The organism is Burkholderia sp. SRS-25 (assembly GCF_004343765.1).
Classification (GTDB): Bacteria; Pseudomonadota; Gammaproteobacteria; order Burkholderiales; family Burkholderiaceae; genus Burkholderia; species Burkholderia contaminans.
Genome location: NZ_PTXM01000011.1, coordinates 161,705 through 176,549, shown reverse-complemented (window position 1 = coordinate 176,549; position 14,845 = coordinate 161,705). Strand labels below are relative to the sequence as shown.

Genomic DNA, 14,845 nt, shown 5'->3' with positions numbered 1-14,845 from the left:
GCGTTATCCCTGTGTGACGCGATCAAGCCGCCTGCGACGATTCGAGGAAGTCCTGCGCGAAGCGCTGCAGCACGCCGCCCGCCTCATAAATCGACACTTCCTCGGCCGTATCGAGCCGGCACGTCATCGGCACCTCGACGCGCTCGCCGTTCCTGCGGTGAATCACGAGCGTCAGGTCGGCGCGCGGCGTGCGCTCGCCGATCACGTCGAAGGTCTCGGTGCCGTCGATGCCGAGCGTCGTCCGGTTCGTGCCGGGCTTGAACTCGAGCGGCAGCACGCCCATCCCGATCAGGTTCGTGCGATGGATCCGCTCGAAGCCTTCGGCGGCGATCGCCTCGACACCCGCGAGCCGCACGCCCTTCGCGGCCCAGTCGCGCGACGAGCCCTGGCCGTAGTCGGCGCCGGCCACGACGATCAGCGGCTGCTTGCGATTCATGTACGTCTCGATCGCTTCCCACATCCGCATGACCTTGCCTTCCGGCTCGACGCGCGCGAGCGAGCCCTTCTTCACCACGCCGTCGACGATCGCCATCTCGTTGATCAGCGTCGGGTTCGCGAAGGTCGCGCGCTGCGCGGTCAGGTGGTCGCCCCGGTGCGTCGCGTACGAGTTGAAGTCTTCTTCCGGCAGGCCCATCTTCGCGAGGTATTCGCCGGCCGCGCTGTCCAGCAGGATCGCGTTCGACGGCGACAGGTGATCGGTCGTGATGTTGTCGCCGAGCACCGCGAGCGGACGCATGCCCTTCATCGTGCGTTCGCCGGCAAGCGCGCCTTCCCAGTACGGCGGACGGCGGATGTACGTGCTCTGCGGACGCCAGTCGTACAGCGGCGCCGCACGTTCGCCCGCATCGGCCGTGCGCGCGAACATCGGTTCGTAGACCTTGCGGAACTGCTCGGGCTTCACGCTCGACGCGACGATCGCGTCGATCTCCTCGTCGGTCGGCCAGATGTCCTTCAGCGTGACGGGCTTGCCGTCCTGATCGTGGCCGAGCACGTCCTTCTCGATGTCGAAGCGGATCGTGCCGGCGATCGCATACGCGACGACGAGCGGGGGCGACGCGAGGAATGCCTGCTTCGCATACGGGTGGATGCGGCCGTCGAAGTTGCGGTTGCCGGACAGCACGGCGGTCGCGTACAGGTCGCGATCGACGATCTCCTGCTGGATCTTCGGATCGAGCGCGCCCGACATCCCGTTGCAGGTCGTGCACGCGAACGCGACGATGCCGAAGCCGAGCTTCTCGAGTTCGGGCAGCAGGTTCGCTTCTTCCAGGTACAGCTCGACCGCCTTCGAGCCGGGCGCGAGCGAGCTCTTCACCCACGGCTTGCGCGTGAGGCCGCGCGCGTTCGCGTTGCGGGCGAGCAAGGCCGCGGCGATCACGTTGCGCGGGTTGCTGGTGTTCGTGCAGCTCGTGATCGCAGCGATGATCACCGCGCCGTCGGGCATCTCGCCCGCCTTCTCTTCCCACTTGCCGGCGATCCCGCGTGCGGCGAGGTCCGACGTCGGCAGCCGCTTGTGCGGATTCGACGGGCCGGCCATGTTGCGCACGACGCTCGACAGGTCGAACGTCAGCGTGCGCTCGTATTGCGCGTTGTTCAGCGTGTCGGCCCACAGGCCCGCCGCCTTCGCGTAGGTCTCGACCAGCTTCACCTGCTCGTCGCTGCGGCCGGTGAGGCGCAGGTAGTCGGTCGTCTGGCCGTCGATGAAGAACATAGCGGCCGTCGCGCCGTATTCGGGCGCCATGTTCGAAATCGTCGCGCGGTCGCCGAGCGTGAGGCTCGCCGCGCCTTCGCCCCGGAACTCCAGGTACGCGCCGACCACCTTTTCCTTGCGCAGGAACTCGGTCAGCGCGAGCACGACGTCGGTCGCGGTGATGCCGGGCTGGCGCTTGCCGGTCAGCTCGACGCCGACGATGTCCGGCAGGCGCATCCACGATGCACGGCCGAGCATCACGTTCTCCGCCTCCAGCCCGCCGACGCCGATCGCGATCACGCCGAGCGCGTCGACGTGCGGCGTGTGGCTGTCGGTGCCGACGCAGGTATCCGGGAACGCCACGCCATCCTGCGCCTGGATCACCGGCGACATCTTCTCGAGGTTGATCTGGTGCATGATGCCGTTGCCCGGCGGGATCACGTCGACGTTCTCGAACGCCTTCTTCGTCCACTCGATGAAGTGGAAGCGATCCTCGTTGCGACGATCCTCGATCGCGCGGTTCTTCGCGAACGCGTCCGGATCGAAGCCGCCGCATTCGACCGCGAGCGAGTGGTCGACGATCAGCTGCACCGGCACGACCGGGTTCACCTTGGCCGGGTCGCCGCCGCCGTCGGCGATCGCGTCGCGCAGGCCGGCGAGATCGACGAGCGCCGTCTGCCCGAGGATGTCGTGGCACACGACGCGCGCCGGGAACCACGGGAAATCACGTTCGCGCTTGCGCTCGATGATCTGCTTCAGCGAATCGGCAAGGATCGCCGGATCGCAGCGGCGCACGAGGTTTTCGGCGAGCACGCGCGACGTGTACGGCAGCGTGTCGTAGGCGCCGGGCGCGATCGCTTCGACCGCGGCACGCGCGTCGAAATAGTCCAGCGACGTGCCGGGCAGGGGTTTGCGGTTGGCGGTATTCATGGTGTGGGGCGGAATTCGGGGTAAGGCGTTCCGCGCGCGCCGGCCGCCCGCATCACGGGCGCCGGCGCGCGCGGCGGACGATCAGCGCTTCTCGATCGGCACGAACTGCAGGTCTTCCGGACCGGTGTAGTTCGCGCTCGGGCGGATGATCTTGTTGTCGATGCGCTGCTCGATGATGTGCGCGCTCCAGCCGGACGTGCGCGAGATCACGAACAGCGGCGTGAACATCGCGGTCGGCACGCCCATCATGTGATACGACACCGCGCTGAACCAGTCGAGGTTCGGGAACATCTTCTTCGCTTCCCACATCACCGATTCGAGGCGCTCGGCGATGTTGTACAGCTTCACGTCGCCCGCTTCCTTCGACAGCTTGTGCGCGACGCCCTTGATCACCTTGTTGCGCGGATCGGAGATCGTGTAGACCGGGTGGCCGAAGCCGATCACGACTTCCTTGTTCTCGACGCGGCGGCGGATGTCGGCTTCGGCGTCGTCCGGCGAGCTGTAGCGGCTCTGGATTTCATACGCGACTTCGTTCGCGCCGCCATGCTTCGGGCCGCGCAGCGCACCGATCGCGCCGGTGATCGCCGAGTAGATGTCCGAGCCCGTGCCCGCGATCACGCGGCCGGTGAACGTCGACGCATTGAACTCGTGCTCCGCGTACAGGATCAGCGACGTGTGCATCGCCTCGACCCACGACTTCGACGGCGTCTTGCCGTGCAGCAGGTGCAGGAAGTGGCCGCCGATCGAGTCGTCGTCGGTTTCCGTCTCGATGCGCTTGCCGTTGTGCGAGAAGTGATACCAGTACAGCAGCATCGAGCCGAGCGATGCCATCAGGCGGTCGGCGATGTCGCGTGCGCCCGGCAGGTTGTGGTCGTCCTTCTCCGGCAGCACGGTGCCGAGCACCGACACGCCCGTGCGCATCACGTCCATCGGGTGGGCCGACGCCGGGATCTGCTCGAGCGCCGCCTTCAGCGCGTTCGGCAGGCCGCGCAGCGCGCGCAGCTTCGTCTTGTACGCGGCCAGTTCGGTCAGGTTCGGCAGCGTGCCGTGAACGAGCAGGTGCGCGATTTCCTCGAATTCGCACGATTCGGCGACGTCGAGAATGTCGTAGCCGCGATAGTGCAGGTCGTTGCCGGTCTTGCCGACCGTGCACAGCGCGGTGTTGCCGGCCGTCACGCCCGACAGCGCCACCGACTTCTTCGGCTTGAATGCGCCTGCGGCGGCCGGTGCTGCTGCGTCTTTCGTCTCGCTCATGTTTCTGCTCTCCAATGTGTATCTGGGGTATGGGCTGTCGGCCGGACTTGGCGCTTCAGCGCCTGGTGCGGCCCCATGCAAGGCTCTCCGGAATCGTGTCCCGGCGCGCGGGTGCTTACTTCTTGCCCTGCGCGAACAGCTCGTCGAGCTTGCGCTCGTATTCGTGATAGCCGAGGAAGTCGTACAGCTCGGCACGCGTCTGCATCGTCTGCACGGCTTCCTTCTGCGTACCGTCGCGGCGCACCGTCTCGTAGAAGTTCAGCGCAGCCTTGTTCATCGCGCGATACGCGCCGCAGCAGTACAGCGCGATGTCGACGTTCGCCTCGCGCAGCTCGTCGACCGTGAACAGCGGCGTCGAGCCGAATTCGGTCAGGTTCGCGAGGATCGGCACCTTCACGGCGGCCTTGAAGCGGCGGTAGTCGTCGAGCGTCTTCATCGCTTCCGGGAAAATCATGTCCGCACCGGCTTCGACATAGGCCACCGCGCGCTCGATCGCCGAGTCGATCCCTTCGGCGGCGGCGGCGTCGGTACGCGCCATGATCACGAACTGGTCGTCGGTACGTGCATCCACCGCCGCCTTGACGCGATCGACCATTTCCTCGATCGGCACGACTTCCTTGCCCGGACGGTGGCCGCAGCGCTTCTGGCCGACCTGGTCTTCCAGGTGCACAGCCGCGACGCCGGCCTTGATGAACGAGCGCACCGTGCGCGCGATGTTGAACGCGCCGCCCCAGCCGGTATCGATGTCGACCAGCAGCGGCAGGTCGGTCGCGTTGGTGATCCGGTTCGCGTCGATCAGCACGTCTTCCATCGTGCTGATGCCGAGGTCGGGGATCCCGAGCGAGTTCGCGGCGACGCCGCCGCCCGACAGGTAGACGGCCTTGAAGCCGACGGCCTGTGCCATCTTGGCCGCGTACGCGGTGATCGCGCCGACCACCTGCAGCGGCTGCTCGGCCGCGACTGCCGCGCGGAATTTCGCGCCGGCGCTCTGAAGATGCGTATTGCTCATGAACGGCCTCCTGAAGGAACGACCATTAACAGCAAGGACCGGGCCAGCTCGCGCAACGTCGCTAACCCACTGATTCTTAAGCACCTGGCCGGGGCGAAGCCACGTCCGACGATTTCAATTCAGCAATTTCATGTTTCAAAAATGAAATCGCGCGCGCATAATCGACCGCCATGGACCTCTCCTCGACCAAGCCCGTCGGCCCGGCCGATCGCGCGGCGCGCCCGCGCATCTGGGCGATGGGCATCAGCCGCCTGCGCGACCTGTTTCGCGAGATCGCCGGCGAATTCGACGAACGCGCCGATGTGCGCATCGTCACGCGCGCCTATGAGGATGCGCTCAGCGCAATCGCCGAGGCCGGCACCGCGCGGCCCGACGTGATCGTCGCGGCCGGCTCGAACGGCGGCTTCCTGAAAACACGTGCGCAGGTGCCGGTGGTGGTCGTGTCGCCGACCGGCTTCGACGTGATGCAGGCGCTCGCGCGCGCCCGGCGCGACGCGTCGCGGATCGCGCTCGTCAGCGCCGGGGAAACACCGCCCGAAGTGCGCCGCTTCGTCGCCGCGTACGGCCTCGACGTGCAGTTTGCGTCATATCAGTCCGCGCAGGAAGCGGAAGCCTGCGTGCACGAGTTGCGCGACCGCGGCATCGAGACGATCGTCGGCCCCGGGCTCGTCACCGATCTCGCGGCCAGCGCCGGCATGGGCGCGGTGTTCCTGTATTCGCACGCGTCGGTACGCAAGGCCGTCGATACCGCGCTCGAAGTCGCGTATGCGACGCATGCCGAGGCGTTCCGCCGCCAGCGGCTCGACAACCTGCTCCAGCACCTGCGCGACGGCGTGGTCGCGCTCGACGCGCGTGGCCGTGTCGAAGCGATCAACGAGCGGCTCGCGTCGGCGCTCGGGGTCGAACCCGCGGCGGCCGTCGGCCGCGCGCTCGTCGACCTGCGGCCCGAGCTGCGCACGCTGCGCGGCGAGGACGGCGACGCGCTCGCGACCGTGCGCGGCGTGCGCTACGTCGTGCATCGCGGGCCGCTCGTCGATCGCGGCGTCACGTCCGGCAGCGTGCTGACGTTCCAGGAATCGCGCGCGGTCGAACGGCTCGATCGTGCGCTGCGTTCGCAGCCGACCACGCAGCAGTTCGCGGCGCGCTACGCGCTCGACGACGTGGTCGGCGCATCGGCGCCGATGGCGCGCGTGCGCGATCTCGTGCGCCGCTACGCGAAATCCGACGCGACCGTGCTCGTGCTCGGCGAAAGCGGCACCGGCAAGGAAATGATCGCGCAAAGCCTGCACGCGCTCTCTGCGCGGCGCAGCTACCCGTTCGTCGCGGTCAATTGCGGCGCGTTTCCGGAGGCGCTGCTCGAAAGCGAGTTGTTCGGCTATGAGGAAGGCGCGTTCACCGGTGCGCGGCGCGGCGGCAAGACCGGCCTGTTCGAAGCCGCCCACCGCGGCACGCTGTTTCTCGACGAGATCGGCGAGATGCCGCCGTCGCTGCAGAGCCGGCTGCTGCGCGCGCTGCAGGAACGCGAGGTGATCCGCCTCGGCTCGACCGAGCCGATCCGCATCGACGTACGCGTGATCGCCGCGACGCACCGTCCGCTGCTCGCGGCCGTCGAGGCCGGCACGTTCCGCGCGGATCTCTATTACCGGCTCAACATCCTGAACGTCGGCCTGCCGCCGCTGCGCGAGCGCGCAGCCGACATTCCCGCGCTCGCGGCCACGCTGCTCGTGCAGGCCGCACGACGCGAACCGCGCCTGGCCGAACGCCTGCGCGATGCCGACGATGCCGCGCGCGTGCTCGGCGCGACGCAGGCTGCGCTTGCGCGCTACCGGTGGCCCGGCAACGTGCGCGAACTGCAGAACGTAATCGAGCGGATCGCGGTGGAGCTCGCCGAGGAAGCCGATGAAAACGATCCGGCCGCTGCATGCGGCGCGCTCGATCCCGACGCGCTGCAGGCGATCGCACCCGAGCTGTTCGCGGCACCACCCGACGCGGCCGACAGCGACGATGTGCAGACACTGCACGCTCGCCGACGTCGTGCGGAAGCCGACGAGATCCGCGCGGTGCTCGACGCGTGCGGCGGCGACCGCGACCGCGCGTGTGCGATGCTCGGCATCAGCAAGACGACGCTGTGGCGGAAGTTGTCGGCGAAATGAACAGGGCGGCTGCCGCGCAGTGAACGGGCCGACCGTCAGTCGGCCTTGTGATAGTGTCGGTACGCCTTCGCGCGATTGCCGCACGACGACATCGAACACCAGCGGCGGCTGCCGTTCTTGCTGTCGTCGATGAACAGCCACCGGCAGGCATCGTTCGCGCAACGCTTGACCTTCGCGAGCCGCGCACCGCCGAGCAGGTCGATCGCCGACCACAGTACCGGGCTCAGCAGCCCCGCCAGCGTCGCACGCCCCTCCCGGATCCGCCACGCATAACCGCCGTCGATGCGTGCCAGCGCGACGCGCGGCGCCGCTTCCGCCAGGAAGCCGCCGAGCAGCGCGAGATCGTCGGCCTGCGGCTCGCGCTGCTCGGCCTGCGCAAGAAAGAGCCGATACAGCGCCTCGCGCAACGCGAGCGCGTGCGCCAGCATCGCCGGTTCACCCGCCTCTTCGCCGAGCGCGCGACACGCTTCCGCCAGGCCGGCCGGCACGCCGGCCTGCTCGCGACACCACGCCAGCAGGTCGTCCATCGTGCCGAAGGTTTCCGTCGGCGGATCGCTGCCGCGCCAATACAGCGTATTCGCGAAATCAATGCTCAGGGTTTCGGGTGGCGCCGGGATCAGGCAGTCCATCGTGACGGAAGGTTGCGTATCGCTCATGCCCGGATCGTATCTAACCACCATGCAGGTTGACAAGCGCCCGAGCGATTTCTAACATAACCGGCATGGCGGTTAAAAACGGGTTTGCCGTACCGACGTCCCTTTCAATCCAGGGAGGCACAGATGATCGATCGTCTTTCGTTCAGGGTTATCCACACCGCCAGCCGCATGCACGACGACAGCACGCTTGGCGCGCCTCGCTACAGGCGGCTGGCATGGTGTCTCCAAGCAGGTTTGCCGCACTGACCTCCCCCCTCAGTCCAAGGAGCCATAGATGATCGACCACCTTTCCTTCGGCGTTGCCCACATCGACCGCAGCCGCACCTTCTACGACAGCGCGCTCGGCGCACTCGGCTACAAGCGTCTGTATAGCGACGACGGCGCCATCGGATACGGCACAACCGAGCCCGAGCTCTGGTTGGAGCACGCCGCTCGCCCCGTCGTGGCCGATCCCGAGTCGGGATTGCACTTGTCGTTCAAGGCCGCGTCGCCGGTCGAGGTCGACGCGTTCTACCGCGCCGCGCTCGAGCACGGCGGCAAGGACAACGGCGAGCCCGGCAAACGCGAGCACTACGGCCCCGGCTATTACGCGGCGTTCGTCGTCGACCCCGACGGCTACCGGCTCGAAGCGCACTGCGAACTCGACAACGTCGTTTGATCCGCCTCGCACGCGCGCGAACGAGCGACAAGGGCCCGATTCCGCCTCGCACGGAATCGGGCCCCTGGTTTTCGGCTATCTCGCTGCGCTTTCGCGTGGGTCGCCGTCGGCGGTCATGCCGACGTGTCGGGCAACACGGCCAGCGTGCAGGTGGCCGCATCCTCCAGCCAGCCCGCGCCGCTCAAGCACTCATTGCGCGTCGCGCGTGCTCTGCAACTGCTCGCCGAGTCCTTCGATCCCGAGGCGCACCACTTGCCCGGCCCTCAGGAACACCGGCGACGGCTTGATGCCCATGCCGACGCCCGGCGGCGTGCCGGTCGTGATCACGTCGCCCGGCTGCAGGCTCATGCAGCGCGACAGATAGGCGATCAGCTGCGCGACCGTGAACACCATCGTGCGCGTGTTGCCGTTCTGATAGCGGTGGCCGTCGACCTCGAGCCACAGATCGAGACGCTGCGGATCGGGCACCTCGTCGCGCGTGACGAGCCACGGACCGACCGGGCCGAACGTGTCGAAGCCCTTGCCCTTGTCCCACTGGCCGCCTCGCTCGATCTGCCATTCGCGTTCCGACACGTCGTTGACGACGCAGTAGCCCGCGACGTAATCGAGCGCGCGCGCTTCGTCGACGTCCTTGCAGGTCTTGCCGATCACGACGCCCAGCTCGACTTCCCAGTCGGTCTTGACTGAGCCCTTCGGGATATCGATGCCGTCGTTCGGGCCGCAGATCGAACTCGTCCACTTGCCGAACACGACCGGCTCCTTCGGCACCGGCATGCCGGCTTCGGCCGCGTGATCGGCATAGTTCAGGCCGATGCCGATGAATTTGCCGACATGTCCGACGCACGCGCCGATGCGCGGCTCGCCCGACACCAGCGGCAGCGTGGCCGGATCGATCGCGCGCAGCCGCGCGAGACTCGCGTCGGACAGCACATCGCCGGACAGGTCCGGCACATGCGCGGACAGGTCGCGAATCCGGCCGTCCGCGTCGAGAATCCCGGGCTTTTCCTGGCCGGACGGGCCATAGCGAAGCAGTTTCATCGTGCTCAACCTCTGTTGTCGAATGGGACAGGATTCCGGCCGACGCGGCCCTTCACGGCCGCGGGCCGGACTGATTGTCGATCGTCGATGGCGCGCGTCGGCGCCGCATCCGGCATGCCGTCGACGCGCGAGGGTCGCGCGGGCGCAGCGATCGTGGCGCCGCACGGAAGTATGGCGCACATCGAACGGGCGGCCGCCGGTCTGCGCATCGGCGACGACGGCCCGGCACCCGCGACATGGTCCGACCCATTCCGGCCGGCTTCATGCGCGGCCGCACCGTCGCTGGCCCGCCAGTCTTTGTACCACCGGCCGCGCAGCGTGAAATGACGCACGACGGATACCGACTATTGGTGCGCCCGCGGACGCTGCGTCGCAGCATCAAGGGCAGCGCCACCGCCCGCTTTCCTTTCGAACACCTTGAACCGTTGCCACCTGTCATGAATACGGGGTATTCGGGGCTTCCCTGTCATCCCGAGAGCGAACTGATCCGTTCTTATCCGGTAACGATCGGTAAAAAGACGCTGCATTGCACACTAAATGTTTGTTGTTAAGCTCAAACGGTGGCCTTCGTTGCCACACGTGGGCTCGACACAAGCGGGTTGCAGAATTGGTCAGCGTGCGTCGCCAACCGACCGACGGCAATCCCCCAACTTCACACCGACAATGCAAACAACCAACGACCTGCTTCCCGGCTGCGACGCACGGGAATCGATGGGCGCAATCGACCGCTATCGCGCTCCCGCGCTCGACAAGGGTCTCGACATTCTCGAACTCCTGTCGGAGCAGAAAGAAGGCCTCACCCGCACTGAAATCACGAAGGAACTCGGCCGCAACGCGAGCGAGATCTACCGGATGCTCGAACGCCTCGTCGCGCGCCGCTACGTGATGCGCTCGACCGGCGGCGACCGCTACACGCTCAGCCTCAAGCTGTTCTCGCTCGCGCACCGCCATCCGCCGATGAACCGGCTGATCGCCGAGGCCTTGCCGCCGATGCAGCGTTTCGCCGATTCCTCCGAGCAATCGTGCCACCTGTCCGTCTACGATCGCGGCAACCTGCTCGTGATCGCACAGGTCGACGGGCCCGGCCCGTGGGGCGTGTCGGTCCGGCTCGGCTCGCGCGTCGGGCTCGCCGATACGGCATCGGGACGCGTGATGCTGGCGTTCCAGGGCGCCGAGCAGCGCGCGCACATGCTCGCCGAGCACCGCAAGGTCAAGGGCGAAGCGCCGCTGAACGAGCAGGAACTCGCGTATGCGTGCCAATCGATCCGGCATGACGGCTACCTGCGCCAGGACAGCCGCCAGGCGTACGGCGTGACCGACCTGAGCGCGCCGATCCTCGGGCCGTCCGGTCATGCGATCGCGGTGCTGACCTGCCCGTACATGCGCCGGATCGATGCGCATATGGCGCCGTCCGTCGACACGGTCGTCGCAGGGCTGCGCGAGACGGCCGCCCATCTGTCGATGTGCCGCGACGAGACCTGCTGACGCGCAGGCTCGGCGGAGCGCCCGGGGCGGCGCCATCGCGTCGCCCGCGGTCGCGCCCCCCTCCGCGTAGCGCGATGCACGGTGCCATATCGTGCGCCCACGGCGCTACGCTAAAATAGCGGCCCTCTCAAAAACTACGGCGGCCGGTTGTCGCGGCCGTCGTGTCCGATGGATGTCATGGCCAAACTTCTGAACGATCAAGAATTCCAGCGTTTCTCCGAACTTCAGCAGAAGCAGGCAAGCTTCACGATCACGCCCGAAGAGGCGGACGAGCTGCGCGATATCGTCGCGCGCGCGCAGAAGAAGCGCGACGATCGTACCGCTGCAATGCAGGCGATCGAGAGCTACATCGAGCAGTTCGACATCACGCCCGACGAACTCTTCTCGCCCGAGCAGATCGGCGACGCGGCCCGCACCTACGGGCTCATCACGGCGACCAAGAAGGAACGCACGCTGCCGCCGTCGATCACGTTCAACGGCAAGCCGTATCAGTGGACCAAGACGCTCCCGGACGACGTGCGCGGCGCGTTGTTCGAAGCGTTCACGTCCGGCGAATCGGTCAAGCGCTTCATCGCGATGCCGAAGGACACCGCGCGCTGTGCGCTGACGATCGCCCGCCTCGAGCGTGAAACCGGCGCGGTCTACGCCGATCCGCACCTCGAGGAACTCGCGATTTCGCGCGACCAGGTGAACGACGCGGCATCGAAACTCGCTGCCTGAACGTGGTCATGGGCACGGTTCGTGCGTGCCCGCCCCCCGCATAACGTCGGCCCAGGCCGGCGCTGCGCTTGCGGGAGACGTGCATCCGGACGCTCCCGAAAAGCCTCACCTTTGCATCCCGCAAGCGCTCACCCATACCTCCCGAAAAGGCTCACCAAGGCTCCTGGAAACCCTCACCCGGGTCTCCCGGATGTGCTCACCAATACGTCCCGCAGACCCTCACCGATGTGCCCCGGAAAGGCTCACCGGCGGCTCCCGCAGACGCTCACCGGCCACTCCGGGGAAGGCTCACCGAGTGCTCCTGTATCGGCTCACCAAGTGCTCCCGTATCGGCTCACCCCAACACTTCCCGGAGAAGCTCACCGACAGCTCCCGAAAAGTCTCACCTTTTGGGTAACGACGAATTTTCGAGGGTGGAATGCGGCGGTAAATGCGTGCGGACACCTTGTCTGAAACAGCGGTGCGGGACGGATATCGCGGCAAGCGGTACGCGTCTCGCGGTGCCTGATCGGTGCCATTTGTGCGTCGATATTTCCGCTGCGAACAAGCGCCGACACTTGCTCGGCTAGTTCGATCGCGCGGCGGGTTCGAATGCGCTGTATTCCTGACCGGCAACATTCCGGACGTACAGGAGGCCGGAGATATCCACCGCATGCAACGTCGCCGCGCGTCGGGCCGCCGACACACGCTACGGCTGCAGCTTCATCCTGAAGCCCACGACACCAGGCTCCTCCGTCGTCGACACCTCGAACCCGCACGCCTTCGCCAGCGAGATCATCGCCGAGTTCTCGCGCAGCGCTTCGCCGATCATCCATGCGGTTCCGCGCGAGCGCGCGTAGTCGATGATGCGGGTCATCATCAGCCGGCCAAGCCCCTTGCCCTTCTGATCGGGTCGCACCGCGATCGCGAACTCAGCGGTCTCGTTGTCGGGATCGGCCACCGCGCGCGCCACCGCGAGCGTGTGGTCGCGCCCCGACACATCGGTGAACGACACGATGAAGGCCATCTCACGGTCGTAATCGATCTGCGTCATGCGCGCGACCTGCGAATGATCGAAGCTGCGCACCGCACCGAAGAAACGCATCCGCAGATCCTCCGGCGTCATCGCGCCGAGCAGTTCGTTGTGCGCGGCCTCGTCTTCCGGACGGATCGGGCGGATCGTCACCGTCTCGCCGCGCCACTCGAGCGTCTCCTCGAGGTGACGCGGATACGGCATGATCGCGAGCCGGCTGCGCCCCGCTGCCAGCGTGACGTGCGGCGCAATCACGTGCGCGCGATCGGACAGCACGCGCAGCGTGACCGACATCGCAACGACTTCACGCACGTCGCAGACGACCTGCGACAGCGCCGTCAATGCGTCGAGCGTCGGCTCGATGGGCGTGCTGCGCGCATACGGCGAGCGCTCCATCACCGCGCGAGCGAGCACCGTGTTCAGCGGCGGCAGGCCATAGACGACGAACGGCGCCGATACGCCGTCCGCGGGCGGCACCGCATAGCGAAACACCGGGCCGAAATTCGAATCGTCGTACATGTCGACGGTGACATCGACGACTTTCTTCCCGGCCGGCTCAACGGCCGGCTCGCCCTGCAGGCCGAAATGGGACAGCCAGCGCAGCGCGGCTTCGCCGGCCAGCTCATGTTGGCCGGCTTCGACCATCCGGCGCGCATCCGCCTGCGCGGATGCAACGCACTCGGCCGGCTGCAGCGGCGTACCCTCGGGCGTTTGCATCAGCAGCTGCCGCCCGAGGTTGTAGTCGACGAGACGCGCATAGGCGCGCGCGAGCCGCTGCGGCGTGGTGTGCACCGGAATGCCGTTCGCATGCAGCGCATCGCGCGTCGCCGCGTCGACCGCGCCGAAGAAACACGCGAAGATGCCGCGGTGCGCGTACTGCCGCGATTCGATCAGCGTGTGCGCCACCGCATCGGCCGGCGCGCTGTGGGAAGTCGAGTGGACGACGAACAGCGTGCCCGTTTGCGGGAACGGCGCGAGCGCCTTGACCGCCGCGGCAAAGTGTTCGGGGCGCGCATCGTCGCCCAGCGTCAGCGGATTGCCGGGCGATGCGAGATGCGGCAGTGCCGCAGACACGGCCGACGCGGCCGCGGGCGACCAGTCGGCCAGCACATCGCGCACCTCGGCCACCGCATCGACCGCGAGCTTCGCGACGCCCGCATCGCTCGTCACGAGCGTGGCCGCGCCGCGCGCCGTGACGCGGCCGACGCCAAGCGTCTCGATCTCGTCGAGCAGATCGTCGAGCGCATCGACACGCACCATCCCCGCGCGCTGGAACGCCGCCGTATAGAGCGCGTCGCCGGGATCCGCGCGGCCGGTGCGCAAGGCGAGCACCGGCTTGTTGCGCGCAGCGGCGCGCGCGGCCGACATGAACTTGCGCGCGGCGCGCACGGTATCGAGTTCGAGCAGGATCGCGCGCGTGCCGGGATCGCTCGCGAGATAGTCGAGCACGTCGCCCGCATCGACGTCGGACTCGGCGCCGAGCGCAACGACATGCGAAAAGCCGAGGCCCCGCGCATCGGCCCAGCCGAGCACCGCGTTCGTCAGCGCATTCGATTGCGACACCCACGCGACGCCGCCCGATCGCGCCGTGTAGGCCGGCGCGCCGAAATGAGCGTGCCGTGCAGGCGACAGCACGCCGAGACTGCCCGGCCCGACGATACGGAGCACGAACGGCTTCGCCGCCTTCAGCGTGCGATCGAGCGCGGCGCGATCGGCATCGGTGCGCGCCTCGCCGATGATCACCGCAACGCGCGTGCCGAGCTCGCCGAGCTTGCGGACGATGCCGGCCCAGGTCGCGGGCGGCGTGCAGATCACGGCCACCGACGGCGGCGCGGGCAACCGGTCGACATCGGCAACGACCGGATGCCCGTGCAGGTCACGATACTTCGGATTGACGGGCCACACGGGCCCCTCGAATGCACCGTCGAGCACGCGCGCCCACACCATCGCGCCGATACTGCCCGCGCGCGACGACGCACCGACGACCGCAACGGACTTGGGCTGGAACAACGCATCGAGATGGCGAACGGTCACATCGGCTCCCTGCGGTAACGAAAGACGACCCGATCGGCATGCGGCACGGGCAAGCCATACGCCGATCGACGCGAACTCCAAGCATAGGCGAAGCGCATGCGGCTGCCTATATGCCGAACGGCCGACTGTTCGACTCACGTCAACGCTCGCACCATGGGCCTGCAACACCAGTACGGAAGCCATCGCCGCGCGCCGTCCGAGCACATTCG

11 protein-coding genes are annotated in these 14,845 nt (G+C 67.5%); 5 read left to right on the top strand and 6 right to left on the bottom strand.

The features are described from left to right. Nucleotides 1–22 precede the first annotated feature (22 nt). From acnD to prpB, 3 genes are all read right to left on the bottom strand, one after another. On the bottom strand, nt 23–2,617 hold the full coding sequence (acnD, locus tag C5O79_RS17360) for a Fe/S-dependent 2-methylisocitrate dehydratase AcnD (protein ID WP_122477089.1): 2,595 nt from the start codon (nt 2,615–2,617) through the stop codon (nt 23–25). A gap of 81 nt (nt 2,618–2,698) precedes the next feature. Further along, nucleotides 2,699–3,871 (bottom strand): 2-methylcitrate synthase, encoded by a 1,173-nt coding sequence (gene prpC / locus C5O79_RS17355; protein ID WP_046548714.1) that lies wholly within the window; start codon nt 3,869–3,871, stop codon nt 2,699–2,701. Between the two features lie 115 nt (nt 3,872–3,986). Beyond that, the gene (prpB, locus tag C5O79_RS17350) at nt 3,987–4,880 is read right to left on the bottom strand and encodes a methylisocitrate lyase (protein ID WP_039349639.1); all 894 of its coding nucleotides are present in this window, start codon (nt 4,878–4,880) and stop codon (nt 3,987–3,989) included. 170 nt (nt 4,881–5,050) lie between these two features. On the opposite strand from prpB, the gene prpR reads away from it, so the two are divergent. Beyond that, the gene (prpR, locus tag C5O79_RS17345; RefSeq protein WP_122477092.1) at nt 5,051–7,033 is read left to right on the top strand and encodes a propionate catabolism operon regulatory protein PrpR; all 1,983 of its coding nucleotides are present in this window, start codon (nt 5,051–5,053) and stop codon (nt 7,031–7,033) included. 35 nt (nt 7,034–7,068) lie between these two features. Here prpR and C5O79_RS17340 read toward each other — a convergent pair whose 3' ends face one another. Continuing rightward, entirely contained in the window at nt 7,069–7,713 is a 645-nt protein-coding gene (locus C5O79_RS17340; protein ID WP_122477094.1) for an ABATE domain-containing protein, read from the bottom strand. 250 nt (nt 7,714–7,963) lie between these two features. Here C5O79_RS17340 and C5O79_RS17335 point away from each other — a divergent pair, with 250 nt between their 5' ends. After that, nucleotides 7,964–8,347: a VOC family protein gene (locus C5O79_RS17335; protein WP_131931515.1), complete on the top strand. Its 384-nt coding sequence runs from the start codon at nt 7,964–7,966 to the stop codon at nt 8,345–8,347. A gap of 189 nt (nt 8,348–8,536) precedes the next feature. Here the strand turns inward: C5O79_RS17335 and C5O79_RS17330 are convergent, their stop codons facing one another. Then, nucleotides 8,537–9,385: an ureidoglycolate lyase gene (locus tag C5O79_RS17330; protein ID WP_122477097.1), complete on the bottom strand. Its 849-nt coding sequence runs from the start codon at nt 9,383–9,385 to the stop codon at nt 8,537–8,539. A 236-nt stretch (nt 9,386–9,621) separates the two neighbouring features. Between C5O79_RS17330 and C5O79_RS38390 the strand changes: the two genes are divergently transcribed. The 3 genes from C5O79_RS38390 to C5O79_RS17315 all read left to right on the top strand — a co-directional run bounded on the left by C5O79_RS38390 (nt 9,622) and on the right by C5O79_RS17315 (nt 11,590). Then, complete coding sequence (locus tag C5O79_RS38390; RefSeq protein ID WP_163008997.1) at nt 9,622–9,936, top strand: hypothetical protein; 315 nt, start codon at nt 9,622–9,624, stop codon at nt 9,934–9,936. 112 nt (nt 9,937–10,048) lie between these two features. Continuing rightward, nucleotides 10,049–10,870 (top strand): IclR family transcriptional regulator, encoded by an 822-nt coding sequence (locus C5O79_RS17320; protein WP_046548719.1) that lies wholly within the window; start codon nt 10,049–10,051, stop codon nt 10,868–10,870. A gap of 168 nt (nt 10,871–11,038) precedes the next feature. Beyond that, nucleotides 11,039–11,590 carry a hypothetical protein gene (locus C5O79_RS17315; RefSeq protein WP_039349620.1) on the top strand — a complete coding sequence of 184 codons (552 nt, stop codon included), beginning with the start codon at nt 11,039–11,041 and terminating at the stop codon, nt 11,588–11,590. 688 nt (nt 11,591–12,278) lie between these two features. On the opposite strand, the gene C5O79_RS17310 is transcribed toward C5O79_RS17315, so the two are convergent. Further along, the gene (locus tag C5O79_RS17310; protein WP_122477099.1) at nt 12,279–14,636 is read right to left on the bottom strand and encodes a GNAT family N-acetyltransferase; all 2,358 of its coding nucleotides are present in this window, start codon (nt 14,634–14,636) and stop codon (nt 12,279–12,281) included. Between the last annotated feature and the right edge of the window lie 209 nt (nt 14,637–14,845).

Coding starts and splice junctions, on each gene's coding strand:
- C5O79_RS17330 (WP_122477097.1), bottom strand. CDS start 9,385: ATGAAACTGCTTCGCTATGGCCCGTCCGGCCAGGAAAAGCCCGGGATT.
- C5O79_RS38390 (WP_163008997.1), top strand. CDS start 9,622: ATGGTCCGACCCATTCCGGCCGGCTTCATGCGCGGCCGCACCGTCGCT.
- prpR (WP_122477092.1), top strand. CDS start 5,051: ATGGACCTCTCCTCGACCAAGCCCGTCGGCCCGGCCGATCGCGCGGCG.
- C5O79_RS17335 (WP_131931515.1), top strand. CDS start 7,964: ATGATCGACCACCTTTCCTTCGGCGTTGCCCACATCGACCGCAGCCGC.
- prpC (WP_046548714.1), bottom strand. CDS start 3,871: ATGAGCGAGACGAAAGACGCAGCAGCACCGGCCGCCGCAGGCGCATTC.
- C5O79_RS17315 (WP_039349620.1), top strand. CDS start 11,039: ATGGATGTCATGGCCAAACTTCTGAACGATCAAGAATTCCAGCGTTTC.
- acnD (WP_122477089.1), bottom strand. CDS start 2,617: ATGAATACCGCCAACCGCAAACCCCTGCCCGGCACGTCGCTGGACTAT.
- prpB (WP_039349639.1), bottom strand. CDS start 4,880: ATGAGCAATACGCATCTTCAGAGCGCCGGCGCGAAATTCCGCGCGGCA.
- C5O79_RS17320 (WP_046548719.1), top strand. CDS start 10,049: ATGCAAACAACCAACGACCTGCTTCCCGGCTGCGACGCACGGGAATCG.
- C5O79_RS17340 (WP_122477094.1), bottom strand. CDS start 7,713: ATGGTGGTTAGATACGATCCGGGCATGAGCGATACGCAACCTTCCGTC.